The sequence below is a fragment of the Luteibacter sp. P1_D3 genome (assembly GCF_056406135.1).
In genome coordinates this window covers 83,090-109,405 of record NZ_JBFUAT010000010.1, presented here as the reverse complement: position 1 = coordinate 109,405, position 26,316 = coordinate 83,090, and the positions used below count along the sequence as shown (strand labels likewise).

At 62.5% G+C, this 26,316-nt stretch carries 27 protein-coding genes; 7 read left to right on the top strand and 20 right to left on the bottom strand.

Going from position 1 to position 26,316, the window contains the following annotated elements; all coding sequences use genetic code 11:
• The first annotated feature begins 7 nt into the window (after window positions 1–7).
• The gene (locus tag AC1DYM_RS09225) at window positions 8–484 is read left to right on the top strand and encodes a hypothetical protein (protein WP_477337675.1); all 477 of its coding nucleotides are present in this window, start codon (window positions 8–10) and stop codon (window positions 482–484) included.
• A 79-nt stretch (window positions 485–563) separates the two neighbouring features.
• On the opposite strand, the gene AC1DYM_RS09220 is transcribed toward AC1DYM_RS09225, so the two are convergent.
• The 12 genes from AC1DYM_RS09220 to AC1DYM_RS09165 all read right to left on the bottom strand — a co-directional run bounded on the left by AC1DYM_RS09220 (window position 564) and on the right by AC1DYM_RS09165 (window position 10,845).
• On the bottom strand, window positions 564–851 hold the full coding sequence (locus AC1DYM_RS09220) for a DUF1330 domain-containing protein (RefSeq protein WP_477337674.1): 288 nt from the start codon (window positions 849–851) through the stop codon (window positions 564–566).
• 39 nt (window positions 852–890) lie between these two features.
• Window positions 891–1,625, bottom strand: coding sequence for an SDR family oxidoreductase (locus AC1DYM_RS09215; protein ID WP_477337673.1), 735 nt, complete (start codon window positions 1,623–1,625; stop codon window positions 891–893).
• A 118-nt stretch (window positions 1,626–1,743) separates the two neighbouring features.
• Window positions 1,744–3,951: a hypothetical protein gene (locus AC1DYM_RS09210; RefSeq protein WP_477337672.1), complete on the bottom strand. Its 2,208-nt coding sequence runs from the start codon at window positions 3,949–3,951 to the stop codon at window positions 1,744–1,746.
• Window positions 3,952–4,044: 93 nt separating this feature from the next.
• Window positions 4,045–4,470 (bottom strand): GlcG/HbpS family heme-binding protein, encoded by a 426-nt coding sequence (locus AC1DYM_RS09205; RefSeq protein WP_477337671.1) that lies wholly within the window; start codon window positions 4,468–4,470, stop codon window positions 4,045–4,047.
• Between the two features lie 9 nt (window positions 4,471–4,479).
• Complete coding sequence (locus tag AC1DYM_RS09200) at window positions 4,480–5,247, bottom strand: alpha/beta fold hydrolase (protein WP_477337670.1); 768 nt, start codon at window positions 5,245–5,247, stop codon at window positions 4,480–4,482.
• A 25-nt stretch (window positions 5,248–5,272) separates the two neighbouring features.
• Window positions 5,273–5,953 (bottom strand): type 1 glutamine amidotransferase domain-containing protein, encoded by a 681-nt coding sequence (locus AC1DYM_RS09195; protein WP_477337669.1) that lies wholly within the window; start codon window positions 5,951–5,953, stop codon window positions 5,273–5,275.
• A gap of 97 nt (window positions 5,954–6,050) precedes the next feature.
• Window positions 6,051–6,659: a TetR/AcrR family transcriptional regulator gene (locus AC1DYM_RS09190; RefSeq protein WP_477337668.1), complete on the bottom strand. Its 609-nt coding sequence runs from the start codon at window positions 6,657–6,659 to the stop codon at window positions 6,051–6,053.
• A gap of 61 nt (window positions 6,660–6,720) precedes the next feature.
• Window positions 6,721–8,136 carry an NAD-dependent succinate-semialdehyde dehydrogenase gene (locus AC1DYM_RS09185; protein WP_477337667.1) on the bottom strand — a complete coding sequence of 472 codons (1,416 nt, stop codon included), beginning with the start codon at window positions 8,134–8,136 and terminating at the stop codon, window positions 6,721–6,723.
• A 70-nt stretch (window positions 8,137–8,206) separates the two neighbouring features.
• A complete protein-coding gene (locus AC1DYM_RS09180) occupies window positions 8,207–9,631 on the bottom strand; it encodes a DUF2867 domain-containing protein (protein WP_477337666.1) in 1,425 nt (474 codons plus the stop codon).
• A gap of 28 nt (window positions 9,632–9,659) precedes the next feature.
• Window positions 9,660–9,980, bottom strand: coding sequence for a metalloregulator ArsR/SmtB family transcription factor (locus tag AC1DYM_RS09175; protein ID WP_477337665.1), 321 nt, complete (start codon window positions 9,978–9,980; stop codon window positions 9,660–9,662).
• 89 nt (window positions 9,981–10,069) lie between these two features.
• Window positions 10,070–10,438 carry a hypothetical protein gene (locus AC1DYM_RS09170; RefSeq protein ID WP_477337664.1) on the bottom strand — a complete coding sequence of 123 codons (369 nt, stop codon included), beginning with the start codon at window positions 10,436–10,438 and terminating at the stop codon, window positions 10,070–10,072.
• Window positions 10,439–10,476: 38 nt separating this feature from the next.
• Window positions 10,477–10,845, bottom strand: a complete 369-nt coding sequence (locus tag AC1DYM_RS09165; RefSeq protein WP_477337663.1) for a hypothetical protein — start codon at window positions 10,843–10,845, stop codon at window positions 10,477–10,479.
• 106 nt (window positions 10,846–10,951) lie between these two features.
• Between AC1DYM_RS09165 and AC1DYM_RS09160 the strand changes: the two genes are divergently transcribed.
• From AC1DYM_RS09160 to paoC, 5 genes are all read left to right on the top strand, one after another.
• Window positions 10,952–11,353, top strand: a complete 402-nt coding sequence (locus AC1DYM_RS09160) for a hypothetical protein (protein WP_477337662.1) — start codon at window positions 10,952–10,954, stop codon at window positions 11,351–11,353.
• A gap of 40 nt (window positions 11,354–11,393) precedes the next feature.
• On the top strand, window positions 11,394–11,591 hold the full coding sequence (locus AC1DYM_RS09155; protein ID WP_477337661.1) for a hypothetical protein: 198 nt from the start codon (window positions 11,394–11,396) through the stop codon (window positions 11,589–11,591).
• A 97-nt stretch (window positions 11,592–11,688) separates the two neighbouring features.
• Window positions 11,689–12,327, top strand: a complete 639-nt coding sequence (gene paoA, locus AC1DYM_RS09150) for an aldehyde dehydrogenase iron-sulfur subunit PaoA (RefSeq protein WP_477337660.1) — start codon at window positions 11,689–11,691, stop codon at window positions 12,325–12,327.
• The gene (locus AC1DYM_RS09145; protein WP_477337659.1) at window positions 12,324–13,283 is read left to right on the top strand and encodes an FAD binding domain-containing protein; all 960 of its coding nucleotides are present in this window, start codon (window positions 12,324–12,326) and stop codon (window positions 13,281–13,283) included. Before paoA ends, AC1DYM_RS09145 begins: the two co-directional genes overlap by 4 nt.
• A complete protein-coding gene (gene paoC / locus AC1DYM_RS09140) occupies window positions 13,280–15,478 on the top strand; it encodes an aldehyde oxidoreductase molybdenum-binding subunit PaoC (RefSeq protein WP_477337658.1) in 2,199 nt (732 codons plus the stop codon). Before AC1DYM_RS09145 ends, paoC begins: the two co-directional genes overlap by 4 nt.
• 201 nt (window positions 15,479–15,679) lie before the next feature.
• On the opposite strand, the gene AC1DYM_RS09135 is transcribed toward paoC, so the two are convergent.
• Window positions 15,680–16,453, bottom strand: coding sequence for an SDR family NAD(P)-dependent oxidoreductase (locus tag AC1DYM_RS09135; protein ID WP_477337657.1), 774 nt, complete (start codon window positions 16,451–16,453; stop codon window positions 15,680–15,682).
• Window positions 16,454–16,644: 191 nt separating this feature from the next.
• On the opposite strand from AC1DYM_RS09135, the gene gcvA reads away from it, so the two are divergent.
• Window positions 16,645–17,568: a transcriptional regulator GcvA gene (gene gcvA, locus AC1DYM_RS09130; RefSeq protein ID WP_477337656.1), complete on the top strand. Its 924-nt coding sequence runs from the start codon at window positions 16,645–16,647 to the stop codon at window positions 17,566–17,568.
• A 49-nt stretch (window positions 17,569–17,617) separates the two neighbouring features.
• Here gcvA and AC1DYM_RS09125 read toward each other — a convergent pair whose 3' ends face one another.
• The 7 genes from AC1DYM_RS09125 to pilV all read right to left on the bottom strand — a co-directional run bounded on the left by AC1DYM_RS09125 (window position 17,618) and on the right by pilV (window position 26,204).
• Window positions 17,618–18,682, bottom strand: a complete 1,065-nt coding sequence (locus AC1DYM_RS09125) for a PA0069 family radical SAM protein (protein ID WP_477337655.1) — start codon at window positions 18,680–18,682, stop codon at window positions 17,618–17,620.
• A 76-nt stretch (window positions 18,683–18,758) separates the two neighbouring features.
• Window positions 18,759–19,376, bottom strand: a complete 618-nt coding sequence (locus tag AC1DYM_RS09120; protein ID WP_477337654.1) for a GspH/FimT family pseudopilin — start codon at window positions 19,374–19,376, stop codon at window positions 18,759–18,761.
• Window positions 19,373–19,810 (bottom strand): type IV pilin protein, encoded by a 438-nt coding sequence (locus AC1DYM_RS09115; RefSeq protein WP_477337653.1) that lies wholly within the window; start codon window positions 19,808–19,810, stop codon window positions 19,373–19,375. Before AC1DYM_RS09115 ends, AC1DYM_RS09120 begins: the two co-directional genes overlap by 4 nt.
• A 1-nt stretch (window position 19,811) precedes the next feature.
• Window positions 19,812–23,774: a pilus assembly protein gene (locus tag AC1DYM_RS09110; RefSeq protein ID WP_477337652.1), complete on the bottom strand. Its 3,963-nt coding sequence runs from the start codon at window positions 23,772–23,774 to the stop codon at window positions 19,812–19,814.
• Between the two features lie 11 nt (window positions 23,775–23,785).
• The gene (locus tag AC1DYM_RS09105; protein ID WP_477337651.1) at window positions 23,786–24,370 is read right to left on the bottom strand and encodes a pilus assembly PilX family protein; all 585 of its coding nucleotides are present in this window, start codon (window positions 24,368–24,370) and stop codon (window positions 23,786–23,788) included.
• Entirely contained in the window at window positions 24,367–25,689 is a 1,323-nt protein-coding gene (locus AC1DYM_RS09100; RefSeq protein WP_477337650.1) for a PilW family protein, read from the bottom strand. The genes AC1DYM_RS09105 and AC1DYM_RS09100 overlap by 4 nt, the downstream gene beginning before the upstream one ends.
• Window positions 25,686–26,204: a type IV pilus modification protein PilV gene (pilV, locus tag AC1DYM_RS09095; RefSeq protein WP_477337649.1), complete on the bottom strand. Its 519-nt coding sequence runs from the start codon at window positions 26,202–26,204 to the stop codon at window positions 25,686–25,688. The genes AC1DYM_RS09100 and pilV overlap by 4 nt, the downstream gene beginning before the upstream one ends.
• Between the last annotated feature and the right edge of the window lie 112 nt (window positions 26,205–26,316).

Here is a 26,316-nt window from a genome sequence, read left to right as displayed (position 1 = left end):
GTGCGCGATGAAGGAATGCCTCGCCTTTGTTTTCTGCCTGATGCTCGCCCTGTGCACTCCTTCGCACGCAGCATCCTCGCCTCCCTTGATCGGCCAGTGGTCGCTGGATACCTCCCGCTTGCCGATGGCTCCCGACGCGCGACCAAAGCGCGTCACCATCACGTTCAAGGAGGAGGAACGCGACCGCGTTTCGATGGACGTCGTCATCGTCTACGCAGATGGCGCCGAGGTTCATTCGAAAGGAACGGCGTCGCTGGATGGCACGCCGATCGCAGTAGAGGGAAGCCCCGAGGCGGACGCCGCCGCCATGAAACGCCCGGCACCCAACGTGCTTGTGCTCGGATTGAGCAAGGGAGGGATGCCGGCGTCCACGCGCGTCTACACGGTGTCACCCGACGGCGCGAGCATGACCGAGACGATGTCGGCTCTCGGGCCTGACGGCCGGCCGAGTATGCGGACCAACTACTTCACTCGCGCGCACTGAATGGGTGACGCATGATCGCCAGAAGCCGCTGCCCGAATCGGCAGCGGCTTGATTGAGGCTGTCGAACCGAAGCGGTGCCTTAGACCCCTTCGATCATGAACACCCGATACTCCGACCCCTTCAACCGATGCTCCTTCGCTTCGGTATACGCGGGGCTGTTGTACCAGGCCAGGGCCTCTTCCTTGCTGGGAAAGCTCAGAATCACCGAGCCCTCGATCTCGCTACCTTCCAACGTCTGGATATCGCCGTAGAAGGCGAGTCGCGTTATGGGGTGACCCGCGCCGGCAGGCTTCGCCTTCTCGGCATACACCGCCATTTCCTCGGGGTCCGTGGTGCGCTCACGCGTAAACACGACATAGGTCGTCATGATGTCGATGCCTCGAACTGTGTTGAAGAGGGACCATCCTTACCAGGCGATCGTATCGCCGAGATAGGTGAAACTTCCCGTGGGGCCGTCCGCACCGAGCAGTGCCATGCCGACGCTGCTCTTCGCACCGGTCGGTACATCGATCTCGCCCTCGCCACCGTTCATGTCGGTCTTGACGTAGCCGGGGTGCACGGCATTGACCTTGACCTTCGTGTCGCGGAGCTCATAGGCCAGCTGCACCGTCCAGGCGTTCACGGCGCTCTTCGAGACGTTGTAGGCCGGAACCTTGAAGTGATAGATCTTCGATTCCGGATCCAGGTGATTCGTGACCGAACCCAGCAAGCTGGACACGTTGACGATGCGACCGGCCGGCGCCGCCTTGATCAGCGGAAGAAACGCCTGGGTGACTTCCACGACGGCAAAAACGTTGGTGTCGAACGTCTCGCGCCACACCTTGATGCTCTGCTCGGACGGTGCTTTGTCCATCGAGTCGAGCAGGATGCCCGCGTTATTCACGAGGATGTCGAGCCGGCCAAAACGCGACGTCACATCGGCGACAGCCTTCTGGATGCTCTCGGCATTCGTGACATCGAGCACGATGGACTCGACCGGCAGACCTTCGTCCTTCAGTGTTTTTGCAGCCGCCTCGGCGCGACCCGCATCGCGGCCGGCGAGAAGCGTAAGGACGCCCTGCTCGGCAAGCTGACGAACGGTTTCGGCGCCGATGCCTCGGGTCGCGCCCGTGACCAGAGCGACTTTCTGGGTAGCGTTCATTTCGTGTCCTTGATCCAGAGTTAGGTACAGGAAACCGCCTTGTCGGCGATTGCTCTGAATCGACATCGGGGTGGACTTGGAAAAATAAAGTGCCGGCCTCGCTGCTCCGTTGACTCCGTTATTGCCACGCGGACGGGCGGTTCATCACTTCGCTGACCATCCGCCACGGCTGATACGTGAAGGAGACCGTGTGATCGCCCGCAGGCACGCAGACCGCGCTGACGATACCGTCCGCCCGATGATGCGGTACCTCCTGTCCATCGACCCGGGTGACCCAACCCGGAAAATCCTGTTCCGACAGCACGAGCCATCCGGAGGCGGTGCTCGATGTCCTGATGTCGGTCTGCACGTTGGTCTCCTGCGAGGACCGCACTTCGAGCTTCCCGGTGCAAACGCTCATATCGTGGATGAGCAAGTCGGCGTCGGCCTGGTCACGCGGCGTAAAGATGAGCGTGCTGGCGAAGTCGGTGGACGCGAAATCGACGGCCGACGGCACGGCGCCCACGAGAAGTGCCACCGCCTTGCTCGGCGTAAGCACGCGGGGCAACGCGGTCTGCTGGATGATCTCGGTCTTGTCGTCCGCGTAGATCTTTGCGGCGGACGAGGTACCTGCAGGCTCCGCGATGTAGGCCACACCGAGCAGGCGGTTCAAGGCGCTGGACGGATCAGGATTGTACGAGGTGGTAGGGCGCGGGCCATCGCCATCCGAATAGGGACCGTACCAGCGGTCGAACAGCACCCAACGCAGCGGCCCGTACCCGTGTATGGCGGGAAGATCGCGAAGCACGACGAGGTTCTTCCATCCCGCGCCAAGATCGAGTGCTTCGATGCGAGGGGGTAGCTGGCCCGGAGGCGTCTCGCGGATGCGCGATGCGATGAACGTCGCTGCCGGATTCTCGCGGAATTTCTTTCCACTGTCGCCGCGTTGATTGAACTCGCCGTTGAGGTTGAAGCAACGGTAGTCGACGACGACGAGCAACACGAGAACGAGCGCCAGGCGGCCGGCATCGCGGGACCGTCGTGCATACCAGAACACCGCGGCCGCCGCGATTGGCGCGACGATGCTTGCGGCCTGCCAGCCTTCGCCGGTCCCTCGCATCCCCACGCTCGCGAGAAGCAGCCACACCGTGGTGGCGGCAAGGATCCCCGTCCATCGACGGCGGTCGGACAGGTCGATCTGGGACGCGCCGAACGCAACGGCCGTCGCGAGCGCGACGACCAGCAGATACGCCGAATCCGAAGGACGCCGGAACTGCTTGATGCCCGGCAGCGCGTGATACAGCCATCCGTAAACCGGCGTGTGACCACCGAGCATGTAGAGGATCGCGGCGACAGCGGTCACGCCGAGGAACATGAGGTGGCGTCGCTGGACGGGTACGGCCCATGCCTTCTTCAGCCCGACGATAAGGAGCAACGAGGGGAGCGCGCCGATGTAGAGGAAGGTTTCGATCGGATCCACCGCACCCGTGTATCTTCCGCGCAGGCTTTGCAAGGCGTTCGGGTCGATCAGCGTGAGCAACGCCCGCCAGTCGACCGACATGGACGTCGCCGCCTCGAGGGGAAGCGCCGGGCGGTTAGACACGGTGACGAAGGCGTAGCTGAGCAGCAGCTGCGGCAGCGCCATGCCCAGGGCGATGAGGCTAGCCACGGCGCCGCCACCGATCACGGTCCGGCGCAGGCGCGGCGTCCAGGATGACCAGCGGCCGGTCGCGACACAGAGCGCATACGGGACGAGCATCAAACCGATGAGATAGGTGAGCTGCACCGGCTCGACGAGCATGGCGCCGACGGCGAGACCCACGATGGCTCCGCGGCGCAAGGTCGGCCCGTCGAAGAACCAGCGCAGCGCCAGCAGCGTCACGGGGAGGAAGCTGTAGGCAAGGACGATCGGCACGTATTGAATGCGGGACGCGGCCACGCCGCCGGCCATGAAGACGATGGCGCCTAGCAGGGCGCCGAAGTCTGTCGCTTTCAGGCGACGCATGAGGGCGAGAAAGGCGATGCCGCCCATCAGTACGTGCAGCAGGGTGGCCCAGACGAACCACGTCATGCCGGGGTCCGTGCGCAACAGCATCCAGGCCATGAGCAGTGGCGAAAACAGCATGGCCTGCGGATCCGCGATTTGCGGATAACCGCCGAAGATCAACGGGTTCCACCATGGGGCGAGCCCTGTCCGAAGGCTATGTACGTTGAAGTACACCATCGGGTAGAACTCGTTCATGGCGTCCCCCGGAAGGACACGCAGGCCAAGCAGGAGTGGAAGATTCAGCGCGGCCCAAGCAAGGACCAGCACGCCGACGAGGCGCGCGAACGAGCGTGAGGGCATGAGGTCCGTTTCAAGGCAGCGAGATCCGCGCATTGTCGCTTAGGCGGGGGGCTTCAGCCAGAGAGCAGCTGGCTGCCGGGACGATGCCTGACCTCAGCTGTTGATCGCCTCGATAACAGCCGCGCACGCCGCGTCCGCGACCGCCATGTCCTCGTCATCCGCACCCGAACTAACGCCGACGGCACCGATAACCTGGTCGCGGAAGACAAGGGGCAGCCCACCTTTGAGATTGATGGATCGGCTGCCGGTCGCCAGTGCAAGTTCCACCCCAAACTGCTCCGGTAACTGTCCGGACGCGAACCCCAACGATGCGGCCGTCCTCGCTTTGGACAACGATGAGTGTCGTGCCAGCGTCCGGGCGCCATCCATCCTGGCGAACGCGACGAGGTTCCCAGCGGCATCGACGATCGATATGTTTTGCGGCACACCTATCCGCTCGGCTTCCCGCACGGCGGCATCGACCGCCAGGCGTGCGGCCTCGTAGGTGATCTGGAGCGCGTTGCGGATGTAATGGTTCATGTCGCTTCCTTACTTCGATGACCCGACCGCAGCCTGCTCGATCAGCTTGGCAACTTCCTTCGGATGCGACAGGAAAGCGACATGGCTGGAGTTGACCTCGACCACCGTGCTTCCTGCCCGCTTCGACATGAATCGTTCGAGGTCCGGGTTGACCGTGCGATCCGACGTTGCCACGAGTGCCCAGGTGGGTTTGGTCTTCCAGGCGGCCTTCGTCACCGGATCGGTGAAGGCACGGACGGACGGCATCACCTGCGATTCGGCCATGAAGCGTGTGACGGATTCGGGCACGTCGGCAGCGAAATCGGCATGCAACTGCGCCGGTTCGATGTAGAGGAAGTTGTCCACCGTTTTCTTGATCGCTTTGGTCGCGCCAGGATTCTTCTCGGTCAGCGTTGCCAGGCTTTCCCCTGCGTCGGGCTGGTAGGCGGCGATGTACACCAGGCCTGCGACCTGCGCGTCGTTGCCTGCTTCCGTGATCACGGCGCCACCGTAGCTGTGTCCGACCAGGATGCTCGGTCCTTCCTGCATGTGCAGGACGCCCAACGTGGCCTTGACGTCATCGGCGAGGGAGGTCTCGGGCTGCTGGACGACCGATACCGTGTAGCCATCGCGGGTCAAGATGTCCGACACGGCTTTCCAGCCCGAACCATCCGCGAAGAACCCATGTACCAGGACGATGTTCTTAACCGGTTGGACAGGCGCTGCGCTCGCGCCGAAAACGGAGAAAGCGAGGGCGAGGGTGGCGGCAATGCGCGTACGACGGAATGAGTTTTTCATGGGCTTCTCCAAACAGGGGATGTGATTAGGCCGCGAATCGCTTCATCAGCACGGTGGCCGCTTCCGATGACGAGGCCGGGTTCTGGCCGGTAATCAGCAGCCCATCGGTGACCACGTACGAGGCCCAGTCCGGTCCCTTCGAATAGATGCCGCCCTTGGCCTTCAGCTCGTCCTCGACCAGGAACGGGACAATCTTCGTAAGGCCAACGGCTTCTTCTTCGCTGTTGGTGAAACCGGCGACCTGCTTGCCTTCGACCAGCGGCCTGCCGTTGGATGCCTTGACGTGGCGAAGCACGCCCGGCGCATGACACACCAGGGCGACCGGCTTGCCTGCTTCGATGAACGACTCGATCAGCGCGATGGAGTGCGTGTCCTCGGCGAGATCCCACAGTGGGCCATGGCCACCCGGATAGAACACGGTGTCGAAGTCGGCCTGCGAAACGCTGTCGAGGCGGACGGTCGCGGCCAGCTGGGCGTTGGCTGCGGCGTCGGCTTCAAAGCGACGCGTGAGGTCGGTCTGGAACGATGGCTCGTTGCTCTTCGGATCGAGCGGCGGCTGGCCGCCCTTGGGCGAGGCCAGAACCACGTCGACGCCAGCGTCCTTGAACGTGTAATACGGGGCGGCAAGCTCTTCGAGCCAGAAGCCGGTCTTGCGGCCGGTGTTACCGAGCTGGTCATGGGAGGTCAGAACGATGAGAACTTTCATGGTGATTTCCTAGGATGAGAGTGATCTAAGTAGACCGGTCGTCTAGTAGATTGGTCAAAAAAAGGCACTTCACGTGAAGCGCCGATGCAGCGCCCCGTCAGGACGGGATATTCAGAATGTTTCGCGTGGTGATCATCGCTTTATGGAACGGCTCGGTATCGCGGACGATCTTCACCATGACGCTCGCGCCGAGCCACAACTGATACAGGCTCTGCGCAATCTCAGGCGCCGGCTGGTCGATTGACAGCGACCCATCGGCGACCCCCGCCTCGATCGCCGCCGACATGCGCTCCACGATTCCCGCGGTGCCGCGCTTCATCGATGTGCGCATCGCCTCGGACAGATCCGCGACCTCGGCGCCGAGCTTCACCGCCAGGCATTTACCCTGGCAGTTCTCGAAGGACTGGTTGTCCTCCCAGGCCTGGAAGTAATTCGCCAGACGTTGCGCACCCGAGCCGCCCGCCTGCCGCAGCACACGGTCCATGTCGGCGAAGTAATCCTCGAAATAGGCCTCGAGCATGGCCTCACCGAATGCTTCCTTGGAACCGAAGTAGTGATAGAACGAGCCCTTCGGTACCTTGGCGGCGACCAGGATCTCGTTGAGACCGACCGCCGAGAAGCCCTTGCCGCCCATGATGCGCTGACCCGTCGCCAGGATCTTCTTGCGAACGTCGGAGGATTCGGTCGTGGCGGTGGCGGGGCTCATGGGAGGGACTATACACAGCATTAGACCGGTCGTCTACTGGTTAATGACCTCGGCTATGAAGTTAGTCGACGTTCTTCGTCCACACAGCCTGGGCGTTGGTGAACTCGCGCAACCCGAAGTGCGACAGCTCACGTCCGTAGCCACTCTTCTTCACCCCACCCACCGGAATCCTGGCGTTGGAGGCGCTGAAGCCATTGATGAACACACCGCCGGTATCCAGGCGCCGCGCAATGCGCTGCGCGCGTGCCGTGTCGGCAGTCCATAAATTGCCGCTGAGTCCGTAGTCGCTCGTGTTGGCCAGTTCGATCGCGTGTTCGACATTGTCGGCCACCGTCATCACCGCGACGGGGCCGAAGGTTTCTTCGTCGAAGGCCGTCATGCCGGGAGCGACATTACCCAGCACGGTGGGCTCGTAGAAATTGCCGGGGCCTTCCACCTTCTTGCCGCCCAGAAGCAAGGTCGCACCTTGTGCCAGCGTCCGCTCCACCTGGCTGTGCAGCTCGTCCCTCAAGTCGTTCCGTGCCATGGGACCGAGTTTGTTCGACGGGTCAGTGGGGTCGCCCATCGTCAGGGCTTTCACCGCTTCGACGAACTTGCGGGTGAACGCGTCGGCGATGGGTTTCTCCAGAATGAAGCGCTTGGCAGCGAGGCACACCTGCCCCGTATTCTGGAAACGCGCCTGGACCGCCGTCTCTACGGCACGATCGATATTTGCATCGGCAAGCACGATGTACGCATCGCTTCCACCCAACTCCAGCAAGCTCTTCTTGAGCACTTTTGCTGCCGTCGACGCCACGGCGGCACCGGCGCGCATGCTTCCCGTCACGGTGACTGCGGCGACCCGCGGATCCTCGATGATGCGCGCGACCGTCTCGTTATCCGCATGTAGGTTGACGAAGAGACCCTTCGGAAAACCGGCGGCCTCGTAAGCCTCTTGCAAGGCGTAGGCAGCGCCCATGACGTTCGGCGCATGCTTGAGGATGAAACCGTTACCCGAAAGCATGATCGGCCCGGAGGCCCGAATCGCCTGCCAGAAAGGAAAGTTCCACGGCATCACGCCGAGGATGCTTCCGATCGGAAGATACGACACATGCACCTGATCGTCCCCATCCACCGGTACCGGTTCGTCAGCAAGAATCGCCGGTCCGTTTTCCGCGATCCACTCCAACGTGGCGGCACATTTTTCAACCTCGGCACGCGCGTCGACCAGTGGTTTACCCATCTCGCTCGTGATGAGCAGCGCGAGGGTTTCCAAACGGTCGCGCAGCGTGGATGCCAGGCGATGGTAAGCCGCCACCCGGTCGACCATCGGGGTGTCGCGCCACAGGCGGAATGCCGCTGCGTTGTCGTCGAGCATGCGTTCAACTTCGCCGGGCGTCTGAAAGGGATACGCCGCGATAAACGTATCGTCCGCCGGATTGCGGGAAATGCCGCCGTCGGCGTAGACGTTCGCAGGATGATTCGAAGGTGGGGTCATGACGGGTTCCATGAGGGCGGGAAGCAGCTTCGAGACCTATTATGGAGATCCGAATGTGAGCGGTGCGACGTCATAACGCCGCGCACCCTCGGACACCGCTCAGGCGCTCCGCTTCGTTCTGCACAGCGAAGGCATGCATCACCGCAGTACGCAACGTCAGGGGACTGACGTAGCGCCGATGCACGCGGTCGATCAGGCCCAGATAAACGCGGCCGAAGGCGTTGCGGCAATGCACGCGCGTCCCCAGCGTAATGTCGACACGGCCGTCGACGACGCGCACCGCCACGCACGAGCGAAATGACAAGTGCTTGTCGTCCGCGCCGAGCATCACCTGCGCAAAGCTGTCGCCTTCGTCTATCCGCTGGTCGAGCACGGGGAAACGTCCCGCGAAGACGTGCTTGTCGAGCGGCGCGAGCAACGATGATACCGGGCAAGCGAGCGGCGACCGACGCAGTCCCAACGGCGTGACCAGCAGGTTGCGAAACGCCATCAGCCGCGACACGCTGCCTGGCGGGTGCTGCACGAAAGCGTCGAGCAGGTCGGCGAGCAGCACCGACGCGCGCACATGCCGAGGTTGGCGCTCCGCAAGCACGAGCCGGAAGCTGTCTTCATGGTGGAAACCATCGGCAAACTGTTCGCGCAGCAGCGAATCTGCTTCCGGCGCATTGAGCTCCACGACTGTCTGCCAACCTTCGGTGCGCGAGAGGAAACCACTGGCGGAACCCCAGCCAGCGATCAGTGCACGTACCTTGCCCAGCGTGCGACGGGCGAAGCCGCACAGCCTGACCTGCAGCGATCCCGGCGCGGCCTCGAGTGACAACGATGCCGTCGGTATGTGCATGTGGTCGGTTGTCGTGCCATCGAGCAAGGTCTGTACGGCGTCTGGCAGCAACTCCGTCAGTGACGGGATGCTCGCCGCGTCCTCGAGCACCACCCGGCGGGCTTCCTCGGAAAGCTCACCACCCAGTTCGTTCGTATGGCATGACAGGGCGAAGAACGCGGGATGACCCGAACCGGCACGCAGCGGCTGAAACTGGTGCCACGTGCCACCGCCAAAGCGCACCGTGAACAGCGAGTCCGGCGGGATCTCCACGTGGCGCAGAGCGCGCAGGAAATTCGCGGGATCGTCGGCGAGCTGTCCGGGCGTGGCGGTACAGAAGCGCAAAAGGGCTCCGCTACTTCCCGACACCGCCGTGAAGATGCGRTGCCCKGCATGGCGRTGRAACGGATGKCCCTTGGCGCCGACGGCAAAGGTATACAGCGAGCTGGGGTCGTCATGCTCGAAGTGGGTGCCGGCCAGTTTCGCCGACGGCTCGTCGAGCTCATCCACGAACGCTGCGTGCGCCCGCTGCCGCAACGACGAAGCTGCCACTAGCTGGCTGCCGGCACCATGCCCCAGCTGGGCGATGAGCGACACCTCGACCGGCGGGCCGCCGGCCACGGAAGGGATGCTGATGCTGGGGAATGATGCGACGGACTCGGCGTGCGATGACATGGCGATCCCTCTACCGATGGAGCGGGTGTCAGCCCGGCTGTTTCTTCGCGGAAAGCTTCTTCGACTCGCGCTTGAGCGGCTTGCCCACCGGGCAGATCTCGAAGGCGAAGCCGGTAAGCGTGTTGACCAGGCTGTCCCGGTTGAGCTGGTAGACCACGAACTGGCCGCGCTTTTCGCTGGACACCAGGCCCGCGCTTTCCAGCAAGGACAGGTGTCGCGAGATGGACGGTGCGCTCATGTCGAAGCGACTCGCGATCTCGCCCGCGGTCAGCTCGGTCGCCGACAGATAGGCGAGGATCTCGCGGCGGGGCCGGGAGGCGAGGGCTTCGAAGACCTTGTCGATGGCCATGGATGATTCGTTAATTAGCAAAGTTGCTAACTATCTAAGCTTATCAGCCCCACCAAGTCAACACCCCCCGCCATTCGGCGTCGCCTTGGTCAAAGCACGGAGCGAACAGTGGCCGTTCCGTCTTTCTTGCTGACCGCGTAAACCGAGCGCCCATCGAGCAGTCGCTCGCCCTTCATAGGCCTTACGCTGAAGGAGAATAGGAAGTCATCCGGTGTCTCAGAGACATAAACGTCGTAGTTTTCAGGATTCTTAAGACGTGCGGTGAAGTCGTTATCAGCCTTTACGCCATCCAGATGTTTCTGAAACAGCGCATACGCAGCGGGGCTCGCCTTTAGCGCCAAAGCTGAAACGCGCTCAGGTCGCGATGCCGGGCCTTCGGACGAACAGGCCGCGCACAAAACTGCGACGGCCATGCCGACCGCTAGAGTTCGTATCCTTGGAAAGCTTTCAGGCTTCATGGCGCGTCCTTCCACAAACTGGTGATCTTATCCGGTCATCACAGCATGGAGCGGAGGGTTGCTGATCCGTCATTCTTGCTAACCGCGTATACCGAACGATTGTCGAGAATTCGCTCGCCTTTCTTAGGCCGCATGACGAATGTAAAGAGAAAATCATCGTCGGTCTCTGCAATGTAGACCTCGTAATTCCCTGGATCCTTTGCCCGCCTGGTGAAGTCGTTGTCAGCTTTGATGGCATCCAACTCCTGCTGAAACATCGCGTAAGCAGATGGGCTTGCCCTGAGCGCCAAGGCCGAGGTGCTCCCAGACCGGGTCGGGGGCGACTCTGGTGAGCACGCCGATATGGTCACGGCAAGCGCCGTAGCGAACGCCAGCGCACGTAGAGTCGAAATGCCGCGAGAGTCCATCGAGTGCCTTTCCCCAAGTGCGTGATACTTTCAGTACGGGATCATACTTTCTAAACCTACCCAGACTGCGTCGACTGTCACGGTCTGTTCGCCTGTAGGAGGACCGATGGCCATCTGTAAAAAGATGCGTGGTGGAGCGGCAGCATTCGTCATGGCTATCGGTGGTTGCGCGACGGTCGACCCTGCTCGGGTTCACCTTGTTATGAATACCGCCGACAAGCAATGCAAAACTACCTCACTCACGGCTGAAGTACACGTCACCGTACGAAACGATAGTGGTGCGAAACTCGAGCTGTCGATCGACTCGGGGAAGCATCAACCCCCGTATTCGCTCAACTGGCTTAGTTTCAAGATTTTGAATGAGGACGGGATGCGAGACTGGGATCACGCTACCGGGCACGGAAACATGGTGGTAGACGCGTTGTCGATCGGCCCCGGCGACACCACCGAACTTGCAATCCCGTTCCAAGCGCAGTTACGTCTGCAAGCCGATCAACATCGGCAGTAACACCGATCTGTATCAGCCGATCGAGAAAAAGTGGCGGCTCATGCGTGCCGCGCTCGCCCTGCTCAACGAGTGCAACCACCCGTGCACCATCGTCACCAAGAACGAGATGATCGAGCGCGACCTTGAGATCCTCGTGCCGATGGCCGAGCGGAATCTCGTACTCGCGCTCATTTTAATCAACTTGTGGATAACAGCGTCAGTAGAGCCGAACGGGGGGCGCGACGACAAGTCGTTATGAAGCGACGTATATAGCCCTTCGGCTTTCACGTCGACCCATTCGTTGTCGCCGTATGCTCTGAACTTGGCCCCCCGACTTACCCTCAGGAAACAGACGCATGAGTAACTCCAGCGATTGGAAGTTCACGCGACGCGAGGTTCTGAAACTGGGCGCTGCGTCCGTTGGCGCACTCGCCGCCACCAGCCTGCCCGCCGCGCCGGCGATGGACGGCGGCCGTAAGCCAGTCACCGCATCGGTTGCGATGGACATCAACGGCAAGGCCGAAACACTTAGGTTGGATACCCGCACCACGCTGCTCGATGCGCTTCGGGAGCACATGCATCTGACGGGTACCAAGAAGGGTTGCGATCACGGCCAATGCGGCGCGTGCACGGTCATCGTGGACGGACGACGTATCAACTCATGCCTCACGCTAGCCGTGATGCACCAGGGCGCGAAGATCACGACCATCGAAGGTCTGGGCACGCCGACCGACCTGCACCCGATGCAGGCGGCGTTCGTGAAGCACGATGGTTACCAATGTGGCTATTGCACGCCGGGACAGATCTGCTCGGCCGTAGCGGTACTGGACGAGATTCGCAACGACATCCCCAGCCACGTGTCCGCCGACCTGACGACGAAGGCGCAGTTCACGACAACGGAACTACGCGAGCGCATGAGTGGCAACATCTGTCGCTGTGGCGCGTACTCCAACATCGTCGAAGCGATCACCGAAGTCGCCGGGAGCGCCGCATGAAGCCCTTTTCTTACGAGCGCGCGACCAGTCCCGCGGCCGCCGCCGCGGCCGCCGCGAAGATTGATGGTGCAAAGTTCATCGCCGGCGGAACCAACCTGCTCGACCTGATGAAGATTGGCGTTGAAGAGCCCATGCACCTGATCGACGTCAACGGTCTCGCGCTGGACACCATCGAGCCCACGGCGGAAGGCGGTCTTCGTATCGGCGCGTTGGTGCGCAATACGGACCTCGCCGCCGACCAGCACGTGCGACGCGATTACGGCCTGCTATCGCGCGCGCTCCTGGCGGGGGCCTCCGGTCAGCTGCGCAACAAGGCGACGACGGCCGGTAACCTGCTCCAGCGCACGCGTTGCCCTTACTTTTATGACACGAACCAGCCATGCAACAAACGGCTGCCGGGCAGCGGCTGTGCGGCCATCGGTGGCTCCAGTCGCTCACTCGCCGTCATCGGTGGCAGTGCGTCGTGCATCGCCGTGCAGCCCAGTGACATGGCGGTGGCCATGCGCGCGCTGGATGCCGTGGTGGAGACCGTTCGTGCCGACGGCCAGGTCCGTCGTATCCCGATCGCGGAGTTTCATCGCTTGCCGGGCGCTAGGCCTCACGTGGAAACCGTCCTGGAGCGTGGCGAACTGATTACCGGCGTGACGCTCCCGAAGCCGGTGGGCGGCGTGCACGTCTATCACAAGGTTCGGGACCGTGCTTCTTATGCCTTTGCCCTGGTGTCGGTCGCGGCGATCGTGCAGAAAGACGGCTCAGGGCGCGTTGCACTCGGCGGCGTGGCACCGAAGCCATGGCGGGATGAAGCGGCGGAGCACTACCTGCCGCAGGGTGCAAAGGCCTTGACCGCGCATCTGCTTGCCGGCGCCGCGCCCACTGAAGAAAACGCGTTCAAAATGGTTCTCGCCGAACGGACGCTTCATGCCGTGCTCGCCGAAGCAAAGGGAGACGCCTCGTGAAGTTCGACAAGCCAGCGACAATCAATCCCATCGACCAGATGAAGGTCGTCGGCCAGCCGCTCGATCGCGTCGACGGTCCACTGAAGACAACCGGCACGGCGCACTACGCGTACGAGCAACACGAGGCCGTACCGAACCATGCCTACGGATACATCGTGGCATCGTCCATTCCCAAGGGGCGAGTCACGGGGATCGACCTCACTCGTGCTCGCCGTGCACCCGGCGTGCTCGCCATCGTCACCGCGCAGAACGCAGGGAAGTTAGGCAAGGGCAAGTACAACACGGCGGCCTTGCTCGGCGGTCCGACGATCGAGCACTACCACCAGGCGGTGGCCTTGGTAGTGGCGGACACCTTCGAGCAGGCACGCGCCGCCGCCGTGCTCGTCAAGGTCGACTATGCGCGTACCCCCGGGGCCTTCGACCTAAGCCAGGCGACCGCGTCGGCCACCAAGCCGGAAGACGAAGAAGCGGATACCGCCGTCGGCGACTTCGCCGGTGCGTACGCCGGCGCCGAGGTGAAGTTCGACGGCCGATACACCACGCCCGACCACTCGCACGCCATGATGGAACCGCATGCGTCCATCGCCTCGTGGACGGGCGACAAGCTCACGCTGTGGACGTCCAACCAGATGATCGCCTGGGGCGCCGGCGATGTAGCGACGACGCTCGGTGTGTCGAAGGAAAACGTGCGCCTGATCGCTCCCTATATTGGCGGAGGCTTCGGCGGCAAACTGTTCGTACGTAGCGACGCGCTGCTGGCAGCACTCGGTGCACGCGCCGCCAAGAGGCCGGTGGCGGTGACCCTGCCGCGCCCGCTCATCTTCAACAATACGACGCACCGTCCCGCCACCATCCAGCGTATTCGCATCGGCGCGACGAAGGACGGCACGATCACGGCCATCGGTCATGAAAGCTGGTCGGGCGACTTGCCCGGCGGCAAGCCTGAAACCGCTGTCGCGCAGACCCGGCTGCTCTACGCCGGTGCTAATCGTATGACCGCGATGCGGCTTGCCGTACTCGATCTGCCCGAAGGTAACGCCATGCGTGCACCGGGCGAGGCATCGGGCTTGATGGCGCTTGAGATCGCCATGGACGAAATGGCTGGGCAGCTAGGTATGGACCCGGTCGAATTCCGTATCAGGAACGACACCCAGGTCGATCCTGAAAAGCCGGAGCGGCCGTTCTCGCAACGCCAGTTAGTGCAATGCCTGCGCACGGGTGCGACCCGGTTCGGTTGGGACAAGCGTGTCTCTCGCCCTGCTTCCACGCGTGATGGCCGCTGGCTGGTCGGTATGGGCGTCGCTGCGGCGTTTCGCAACAACCTGACCGCGAAGTCTGGTGCGCGCGTACGGCTGGACCGGGAAGGGCGTGTCACCGTGCAGACCGACATGACCGATATCGGCACGGGAAGCTACACCATCATTGCGCAGACCGCGGCGGAGATGCTTGGCCTTCCCATCGATCGCATCATCGTGCAGTTGGGTGATTCCAGTTTCCCTGTGTCGTCAGGTTCTGGCGGCCAATGGGGCGGCAATAGCTCCACGGCAGGTGTCTACGCGGCCTGCGTAAAGCTGCGCGATACGATCGCCCAGAAGCTCGGTATGAATCCGTCCGACACTGTCTTCGAAGAGGGCAACGTTCGATCCGGGCAGCGTTCGGAATCACTCGCCAGCGTGGCGGCCGGCGGCGATATCGTGGTCGAGGACAGCATGCAATATGGCGACCTCAGCAAGCGATATCAGCAGTCGACCTTCGGTGCGCACTTCGTCGAAGTCGGCGTAGACGCCGCCACGGCCGAGATTCGTATCCGCCGCATGCTCGCGGTATGCGCCGCCGGCCGCATCCTCAACCCCAAGACGGCACGCAGTCAGGTGATCGGCGCCATGACCATGGGTGCTGGCGCCGCCTTGATGGAGGAGCTGGTGGTCGACAAGCGGCTCGGCTTCTTCGWCAATCACGACCTGGCTGGTTATGAAGTGCCCGTGCATGCGGATATCCCGCACCAGGACGTCGTGTTCCTCGACGAAACCGATGCGATGTCTTCGCCGATGAAGGCAAAGGGCGTCGGCGAGCTCGGTCTGTGCGGCGTGGCGGCGGCCATCGCCAACGCGGTGCATCACGCCACGGGCATACGGGTGCGCGATTACCCGGTCACCCTGGATAAGCTGTTGGGGAGCATGCCCTCGCTGGGCTGATGCAGTGCTGAGTAAACCACTGCGAGACAGCGACCCTTAGTCGGGCTGCGATACATCGCAGAGCTTAAACGAGCTCGTCATGAATTGATGACCTCGCCGATCCTGAAGCTGGATTACGTAGGTCTTGGCATAATCTTCGGGCTTCAATTCGTAGCGAGCTCGCCGCGCAGCAGGCGTGGTGAGGCACCTGCACGAGACCCATCAGTTGCGGCCGGCCATCACTCCGCCATCAACATCCCAGACTGCACCAGTGACCCAGCCCGCCTTTTCCGACAGCAGGAATGCAACCACTTCTGCTACATCCTGCGGGGCACCCACGCGGCCGATCGGATGGAAACCGTTGAAGCCCTGCAGCGCGCTGTGTACTTCGGCCTTGGGAATGAAACCTTCGTAGATAGGAGTGTGCACTACGGCAGGCGAAACAGCATTTACGCGAATGCTTTGGCCAGCAAGCTCCATTGCCAGTTGTTGCGTGAGCGAGTGCAGTCCTGCCTTGGCCATCGAGTACGCCGAGGACGGCGTGGCCGCGATGGCCTGCTTTGCCCACATCGATCCGATGTTCACGAATGCGCCCGGCTGATTTCTAGCGACCAGGTTGGCGGCGACCTTCTGCGTAATGAAAAAGGTTGCTTTGTTCAGCTGCATGTACTGCTCGTAGTCAGCCTCCAAATGGTCCAGAAACGGCTTGGGGAAGAATACGCCGGCGGCATTGACCAGTAGGTCGACGTCCGCATGCTGCTCGTCCAGCGTCTCGATCAGCGACGCTACCGCTTTTTGGCTATTTAGGTCTGCGGTTATCGCCCACACCTGACCCAGTTCAGCCAACTCTCTGCGTGCTTCTTCGGTCTTCTGCGCGCGCTTTCCCACAATAACCACGCTGCCATTGCCGATCAGCACCTCACGCGCCACCTGGATGCCGATACCGCTGGTACCGCCCACTACGAGCAGCTTCTTTCCTTTAAATTGATCGCTCATATTTGAATCCTTAAGGTAAGTGCGCCGGTCGGCAGAATATGAATGGGAGAAAGTTGAGGCGTGAGACGCTGGGTTCGTATGCGGGTTAAGGTCACGCCGTTCATCCGCTCAACGGACATCATGCTTCTCTGATTCCCGCCAACGGGCAAACCATATAAAGTGTCACGTACTGAAAGAAAATCTTTATCGATGTGAAATCGCCCATTCACCTCAACGCCATGCGCGCGTTCGAAGCAAGCGCCCGTTACCAGAGCTTTTCCGCCGCTGCGGCGGAGCTCAACGTGACGCCGGCAGCTGTAGGTCAGCTTGTGCGCGCTCTGGAGAACTGGCTGGGTACACCACTCTTCGTGCGGGGCAGTAGTGGCCGTTCGCGGCTCGTCCTCACGGACGCGGCAGAGCGCGCGTTGCCGGACATCCGGGCTGGTTTCGACCGGCTCACTCTGGGAATGGAAAAGCTTCGCCAAGGTTCGAGCAGCGGGGTCCTAACGGTGGCCGTCAGCCCGGCGTTTGCCGCCAAATGGCTACTTCCCCGCATCGACCGATTTCAGGCGGCCTGTCCTGACACAGACGTGCGCTTGGATACCAATCTCAAGCCGGTGGATTTCGTTGCTCAGCGGATCGATATCGGCGTGCGCTATGGGACCGGCCGATGGCCAGGGCTGGTAGCTCAGAAATTGATGGACGAGGAAATCTATCCCGTTTGTTCACCGCAATTATTGCGGGAGCATCGGCGCTTGCAGAGGCCTGCTGACCTAACTCAGGAAATGCTGATCCATGACCTGTCGATGGACCGTCATACCGGGTTTCCAAGCTGGGAGACTTGGTTACAGGTGGCTGGCGTGACTCCCACCACCGAGCTCCGAGGCATGCAGATCAATAATTCTGCAGCTGTCCTGCAAGCTGCCATCGAAGGGCACGGTATTGCACTTGCACGCAGTGTCATGGCGCACGATGACCTGTTGAGCGAACGCTTGGTAAGGCTGTTCCCTGATATCAGTGTCGTATCCGCGCTGGCCTATTACATTGTCTATCGCCCGGAGCACACCAGCATGTCCAAGCTGACAACCTTTCGAGATTGGCTATTGGGAGAAGCCGCTCGTATCTTGCGTTCGTGAGGCGTAACCGCTCAGTGGTCATAGCGCGCTTTGCCTTTGGATTCTTTTCTCAGAACAAATCTCCCTGCGGCGACACGATCTTGGGCGGCATAAACGCCGACGTATCCAACACCGTATCCCAAGCCCGATCCAACCCCACCTTCCGCGTCGCCACCTGCACCCTCTTCCGGATGATGTCCGCAAACACCCCTTGCCCGCGCATGCGCGTCGCAAAGTTCGAGTCGTAATCCTTCCCGCCATTCATTTGCTGAATCAGGCTGATGATGTGCGAAGCACGATCCGGGTAATGTAGTTCGAGCCATTCGCGAAACAGCTGCTTGAGCTCATGTGGCAAACGCACGCACGTGTAACCGATCGACCGCGCGCCAGCCGCACCGGCCTGCTCGATGATCGCTTCAACGTCTTTTTCGTTGAGCGCCGGAATGATCGGTGCCACCAGAACCCCGACAGGAACACCCGCACCACTCAACGCCTCCACCGCCTTCATCCGCCGATGCGGCGCACTCGCCCGCGGCTCCAGCTTCGACGCCAGCTTGTTATCCAGCGAGTTGATTGAAATGAAGACATGCACCAGATTCCGCTCGGCCATCGGCACGAGGATGTCCAGGTCGCGCTCGATCATCGCGTTCTTGGTGACGATGGTGCAGGGGTGATTGCACTCGTTGAGCAGCGCGAGTGCCGCTCGCGTGAGCCGCCACTTCTTCTCGATCGGCTGATACGGATCGGTGTTGCTGCCGATGTTGATCGGCTTGCAGACGTAACTGCGCTTGGCGAGCTCGCCGCGCAGCACTTCCTCGAGGTTGGTCTTCGCGAACAGCTTGGTCTCGAAGTCGAGACCCGCGGAGAGGTTGAGGTAACCGTGCGAGGGACGCGCGTAGCAGTAGATGCATCCGTGCTCGCAGCCGCGATACGGATTGGTCGCCTGGTCGAAGCCGACGTCGGGCGAGTCGTTACGGCTGATGACGCTGCGCGCCAACTCCTCCCGGACCTCGGTGGCGGGCCGGCTCTCGTCGTCCTCCCGATGCCAGCCGTCGTCCTCGGCCTGGAAGCGCGTGGACTCGAACCGTCCTTCGGGGTTGGAGGCGGCGCCGCGGCCTTTGTGGAGGCGGGTCATGGGCAGGGGATCGGACATACGTACAAATGTACGACATGGGAATCTCAGGGACCGCGATCCTCGACGCGGCCACCCGTCAAGGGGTGCACAGGTCCTTGCTGGACAGCTTGGTAAACGCGATGCCCCCGTAGGGACTGACGCCGATACGAGATCCCGGTATCTGCGTCGTGTTCGTGCCAAGGCTGCCTGCGCCACTACCGGCGCAGAGAACGAAGGCCATGGGCTGGCTCGCGTTCGTGCGGCTGGCCACGGGCTCCAGCTGTCCCTGCTGGCCGAAGGTGATGACGGCTCCGTCCACGGCGCGGGCGGAGACGCCATTCAGGGCCGGGCCGGCACGAAGAATCTGCATGCCTGCCGACGCTGTCGCCGTATAGGTGTCGCTCGCCTTGGTGGTGGCGACCGGGTGGACATACACGAGCCAGCCGGTTTCGTAGCTCGCAGCGCCCGAGCACGTCGCGCCGTCGGCGCTCGCACACATCGACACGTAGGTCGCACGCAGCACGCCTTCCGTGCGTGCGTACTGGACCGCTGCCTGGAGACTGTCTGCAGACACACGCAGGCGATGCTTCTGCAGCGTGGTACGGAACGACGGCACCGCGATGGCGACGAGGATGGCGGCCACCATGATCGTCACCATGAGTTCGACGAGGCCGAATCCCCGCTCGCGGCGCACTCCGGACGCGGACGCCTTCACCAGCAGCTACCGTTCGTGGTCGCGCCAGTGGAACCCTTGGTACCTGTGTCTGTCACGGTAAGTGCGCCGCAGGTGTCCCGCGCCTGGGAGCTTCCCGGCACCGGTGTCGCCGTCGCTGTGAAGGCCTGCGCCGCCACCGCATTGATCGTCGTCACGTTCACGGCGGCCGTGTAGTAGCTGTTCTCAGACGTGGCGGTCGCGGCCGTCGAGTAACCGATCGTGGCGAGGTCGGCGTAGGCGTTGTGCTGCGCAAAGTAACGCTCTTCGGCACTGGCGATCGCCATCAGCAACTTCTGCCCATCGGCGCGGCGAGCGCGGAAGCCGTATCGGCTGTACGACGTCACCGCGAGCGCGGCGAGAACGCCCATGACCACCAAGACGACCATCAACTCGAGTAGCGTGAAACCGCTGCGGCGGCGGTGCGGGGTCTGCATGTCAGTTATCCCCATTCAGGATACGCCACGAGCGACGGCGCGCGGTGGGAATGCTCTCGTTGACGGGTGTTCCGCCGGCACCGGAGGCCGGTATCTGGCCCGGCAGGTAGGAGGTGCCGCCGCTGAGGCTGGCCGCCGTGTAGAGAGATCCGGAACTGGCCGCGCCGAGGACATGCGCGCCCGCCAGCGTGTAGCCGTTGCCGAAGCTGACGGCGGAGCCGATCGAAACACCAAAGGCCGCGCCGCCCGTTGTACCGTCCAGGGCAATGATCGAGCCCGAGCTCGACGTCGTGCAGGGATCGGTGGCTGTCGGGATCAGAGTGCTGAAGGTCACCGTGTTGTTGCTCGAGTCCAGCGCCGGTGTCACCACCACACGCTCTCCGGCGGCCGTATCGAGCAGCAGGTACCATCCGGAACGCGTCGCCGGCACGGTGTTGTTCGTCACGCCGATGGCGCCCGACTTTGCATCCAGCACCATGGTCTGCTTGACCAGGTTGCCGCCGGCCACGGTGATCGGCGAGGCGACGTTCGCACCTGGGTCGCGAACACCGTACAGCGCCTCGACCGTGGTGTCGGCACTGTCCGCCGTGCTCAGGTAGCGGCCCGTGCCGAAGATCACCATGAAGTACGTCGACGTCGGGTCGGCGAGCAACCGTGGCGAGGTGGTGATCGACTGCGCGTTGGCGGTGGCCGGCTTGAACAACAGGCTGACACCCTGTGACTGGGACGTGGCGGCGAGCGTGGCGGCGGACAGATCGATGCGCCACACGTTGCCGTCGAGGTCACCCGCAAAGGCGACATCGGCGACCTGGTCGCCGTCGTAGTCGCCGACGGCGGGCGTGTTGAGCCCATGGCTGGCAACCGAACCCGAACCGGTTGGCGTGCGGATCTCCTTCAGCAGGGTGCCGGTCTGGGCATCGAGGACGAAGAGCGAGCTGTAGGTATTGCTCGCCGCCGCCGCGGTGCTCCCATCGGGAAAGTATCCGCCGGGCACCAGGACGACCCACCGTCCGACCGTCCCATCCGAGTTGTTATAGGCGACACGCGTGATCACCGGCGTACCGAAGGTATAGCCCAGGTTGGCGGGCGTGCCGACGGTCGAGACGCTGTCGCTGTTGAACTCCCAGAGCACCTTCGAGGCGACGGCCGTACTGGTGTTGAGCGTAGCGGCGGATGGATCGGTGATGTCGATGCCGAAGACACCGCGACCGCCCAGGCGCAATGAGCCGACGAGCAAGGTATGCCAGCCCTTCGTCGAGCTATTCAGCGAGCTTGCGCTGTTGAAGAAGACGTCGCCGGTGATCGGGCTACCGTCGACGGTCGGGGTGAAGCTGAAGTTGGTCAGGCGTGTCTGCGCGGAAAGATTCGGGTACACGCTTGCGGGAACGTACGACCAAAGTTCGCGGCCCGGGTTCGCCCCGGTGACGGATTTGAGACGCGCGTCGAACGCATGCAGCATGCCGTCGTTGGCCCCGACATAAACGGCCGGCGCGCGGGTCGCCCACTTGGCCAGGAACGCCGAGTAACTCAGCGTAGGGTCGGCCGCCACGGCCTTTGCCTCAGGGGACCCTGCCGAGAACGAATCGCCGTAACCACTATTGGGCGCACCGACATACGCCGGCTGCGATCCAAAGATCGCACCAAGCAGCGACGTTCGCGTGCGGAAGGTACTGCCTTCAAGCGTTCGCACGCCGCTGAGCCAGTCCACGCGCTGCGCACCCAGGCCGTCCGTCGTCGCGGTCGATCCCGTTCCGTCGAAGGAATCCAATGCCGCCTTCTGGGCGGTGCTCAAGGTGGTGTAGGCGAAGGTGATGCCCGTGCCGGTTCCCGGACCGGTGCTCGTGGCGATGAAACGGGGATCGCTGGCCAGGCGACTGGTGAGCAACGTCTCGGCAGCCCATAGCGTGTCGCCCACGATGCCGTTCGAGCCGATCGCCCGCGCCGTCAACGAGCCGCTCCAGTCGGTCGTGTTGTATCCGGCGTAATAGGCCACGGTGTTGGCGGTGAGCACGTTGGTGCTCAGGCTCAGCGTCAGGGACGTGGAGCTGCTTGCGATGACGGAGGAGAGAATGGTGCTCAGGCTGTTGACGAGCGACGTCGGGTCGGCAGCGCTGAAGTAACCGCCGCGACTGTTCAAGGCGGCATGCCAGGTATCGTCGATGTTGGTGGCACCGCCGCCAACGACGGGCGTAGGCCAGGCTTTCGTGCCTTTTCGCAAGGCGGTGTAATCGGTCGGAAAGACCAGGCTTCCGGAAATACCCATGGTCACCATGTACTGCGACATATGCTGCCAGGTGGCGGGATCGTTCGCCGGATTGAAGTAGACCTCGCTGTTGGTTCCTGGTGCCGTGGAGCTGACCGTCGTCGCCGTGCCTGTGACCCCCGTGGTCAGGTCGGGATAGTACGCCGGCACGTTGTTGACCATGTTGGTACGCAGGTCCGTCGCCCAGTACGAGAACGCGATGTCGGCAAGCGACGGATTGGTGCTGCCGTTCTGGTTCCAATAGATTTTCGACGTCGTGCCGCTCGTGGTGTACGAGGTGCCATCGGGCAGCGTCAGCGTGGACGAATCATTGGGGTTTGCATCGCCCGGCTTGTCGCCATTCCAGTAGCCGTCGGTCACCAGCATGTTGAAGTTCTTCCGGCACGTCAGTTCGCCTGGTGTGCTGGTGCTGCCGTTCCAGTACGGGTCCTGCGCATTGCCCAGGCTCAGGTCGCGTTTGTAGAACTCACCGGCGGTCTGAGTCGCCTCGCGTGTCGGCGTACCGCCGCTGGCGGGCACACCATAGACCCAGTTCATGAACTGGCTTCGCCAGCAGGTGTCGCTCGTACTGGTGGGCGTACAGCTCGTTGCATTCGCGAGTTCGAGGATCTTGCTCGATGCCACCAGCGGGCTGTAGGTCTGTCCGCCGTAGCCACCCGCAGACGTGTAGTAGCTCCCCTTGGCCGTCTGCGTCTGCAAGGTCTGCCAGGCGACACGCACCGATCCGTCGCCAAGGCCGGCGAACACCCGACCGATCGCCGCGCGTGCATTGAGGTTGCGAGACCGGTAGTAGCTGTACCAGATCGCGAAGTTTTGCTGGATGGACGCGGACTCGTTACCGACGAGGTGGTAGGTGCATGTGGCGTCGTTGGTCGGCTGGGTACAGACGTAATAGAACCCGCCTGTATCCAGGCTCGTCGTGGTCGTCGTCGTTGTCACCGTGGTCGCGATGCTGGTGCACGAGGTAACCAGGAAGAGGGTCGTCGTGCACGTGCCCACGCTGACGCTGACACTGACGCTGCCATCAGAGTTATTGGTGGTCGTCGTGATGGTCTTGGTACCGGAAACGCCGTTGAAGAGCCCGCAGTTGATAAAGCACGAGCTGTTCGAGCTCGACGTATTGCTGGTGGTCTTGGTCGACGTCCCCCGCACCGACGCAGGAATATCCATCTGCAAGCAGGTGTTCCCGCTGCTCCATGTCGTCAGCTCGTTGGCATTGCGCGAGCACGGTGAGTTTCCCGCCTGGATGTTGGCAAGGAACCCTGCGTAGAACGACGTGCTGAGATCGACCACGATCGGGTCGAGGTATTTGGCGTTGTTGGGTGACCAACATTTCTTGGTCAGTGTGTTCGCGCAGTAACCATCGCGCCACGCGGCCTTGAAGGTCGGTGTACCCAACGGCGCGCCACTGGCATCCGGCGGCACGACATACGTCACCGTCGGATCGAAGTAGATCGGGTTACCGAGTGAAGAGTAGTAATACTTGCTCCCGTAATTGGCATCCATCGTGTCCGGGATCGACGTCGCATTCATCGACCCCGAATCATCGAAGGTCACCACGATGTTCGGCGCCACCTTCGAGGTGACGCCGGGTGGCGTCTTGCTTACGGTAACCGTACCCGCCGTGACCGGAAGTGCGAGCAGCAGGCACGCTGTAAGAACCAGAAGGAGGGCGGCCCACGAGATGGAGGATGTCTTCATGGGAGTCGGCTTCAGGTCAGCGTGCATACGAGCTGGTTCGGCGTCACGAACGTGGACTCGGCAACACGAATGGTGTTCGGGCTGCCGCCGGTAGCACGTGCGGTAATGCGGTAAAGGTAGAACTTGGTCGTTCCACTACTCCCCGATCCCGCTTCCGTCGCCGGGCTGCCGCCGTTGGCGGGCGACCGATCCTGGCCGAGGTACTCGACCGTGTACCAGGGGTTGTGGGCCATGACGGCGGTCGAGAGTGCGGCGTCGGCGGAGGCCGCGCTGTAGTCGATAGCGACGCCCGCACCTTTGTATTCGGTGGCGCCATCGGTGAGCCAGACCGAAGAACGGCGGAATGCCGTGACTTTGGCGCTGATCGTCGGCGGATTGCTGGAGTTGTAGCAGGCGACGCTGTTGCCGTTGAAGATGTTCCACTCCACGCCGCGCAAGGCATTCTCAGCCGACCACCCCGCCTGCTGCGCATTGCGCATCGCTCCGGCCATGCGTTCCTGCAGCAACGAGCGGCTTGTCGTGCTGAGCGCGACGATGGTCAGCAGAAGCAGGAAGATCAGCGCCAGTATGAGGACCGCACCGCGTTGCGCGCTCATGGGTTGTAATTCCGCAGGGACACCACCGCCGTGAACTCGCGCCGCAGCATGTGATTGTCGATGCCTTGCTGGCTTGGCATGACCGCGCGCTTGCTGTCGTCGGGCGCGGACATCCCGGCGACGGCGGTGTCGCCGTAGTACTGATACTGCATTTCAGGCGCTGTCAGCGAATACAGGGGCACCTGGCCATCCATGAGGATATGCACTTCGATATTCTGTACCGATCGCCAGAGACACCCCGGATCGGTGCCGGCGACAACGACGGTGGACGAGGGGCACGTCGTTGCGCTGTCGATGTCGGCCGCGGTGCGATAGCTGGTATTGCCGGCGGCGTCCATGACGCCATAAAGCAGGTCGAGCCGCTCGATACCCCGCACCACCTCGCCACTGACGCCGTTGACCCGTCGCATCAATGCGCCAGTCTGGTGCCCGTTGTTGTCGTCCACCACTTGCAGGAAGTACGTCACGGTCTGGAAATCGGTAGTGAAGTCGAAGAGCTTGGGACTCACGCCCGATGGCCTGGTCACCGCGCTGTAATTCGACACCGGGGTGAAGGTGGAGCCTGAGGCGGTGGCCGAGAAGACCTGCGCCGCATTGCAGTCGGCCAGCATCAGCAGGTCGCCTTTCGTCACGGTGGACGGGGGCGGTTCGCCGGCCTGGGGGACGACAGTGATGCTGGCGACGTTGTTGCCGCTGAGCGTCATCGTGCTGTTGACGCCGTCGAGCACCCAACCACGCGCGCCGTTGAGGTAGCGAAGCGTCACCACGTCGCTTCCGAGAACCCGGTTGCCGATGGCGGTCCCCTGGACGGGAATGCCTGCACCGGACGCGGTCGACGGATCGACCGGCGTGCATGCCGTCAGCGTGCAGTCGTATCCACGAAGCGAAACGAACGACGGCATGGTAAAGGCGGCGACGGGTGCCGGCGGATACGTGGTGCCGCCGCTGTTCGTCCCCCACGTGGTCGTGTTGTCGTTGAGCGCCGACTGGAAGACGGCACCGGAGACCAGCACCTGCGGCGCGCGCAGGTAGCGATCGAGTGACAGTACGCCGTTGGACAGGCCAGCCGACTGGCCGCCCATGTTCGAGCAGTACTGGGCGTTGCTCATGCGCAGGTCGGTAGTCAGCGCCGTGATGGCGAAGCGACCTTCTTCCTGGAGTTTCGCGAGCTGGGTCTGGACCAGGCTGCTGTTCGACGTCGCGAGGAAGACGGTGACGATGCCTCCGGCGACCAGCAGCCCCAGGACCATGGCTACCATCAGTTCGACCAGCGAGAATCCCCGCAGCTTACCTGCCATGCGGCGGCGGCCCGGGCTCATGGCTGGAAGTTCCAGACGTAGGTTTGTGTCGCCATGTCCTGATGGCCGCTGTCACCTGCCCTTCGCTCGCTCCAGTTGATGCGCATGACGCAGTTACCGGCATAAGGGGGACGCACCAGCAGCTGGGCGGCGTTCGGCGTGACGCCGTTGGTGCAGGCAATGGATGCCGTGGGATTGGGCAGGAAGGTCTTGAGCTGGCTACTCCACAAATACTGGTCGCGGAGTGCGAGCTTCGCTGGCGTGCACGCGCTGGCCGTCGTACAGACCTGGGTGCCGGTGAGCGGATATCCCGTGTCGTTGTAACCGCCCGACCAGACAGCCAGGGGATTGGCACGCATGCGATCGGCCATGCTCATCGCCAGGAACTCGACCTGGGTGCGCTGATACCCGGCCTGGTTCGAGCGCAACGATGTAATCAACAAGCCGGACAGACCAATGAGGCCGACACTGAAAACCAGTACCGCCATCAAGACTTCGATCAGAGACACGCCTCTGACATGTCTCGCCGAAGCCATAAGATCCCTTCAGTGCAAGAACGCATCTCAGATATAGGCCAAGGCTGCGCAGGCCTATGCGTGGTTTCGGTAGGGTCTACGTGTTTCCGGCAGGGCTTTTCTTCTTTCCTAA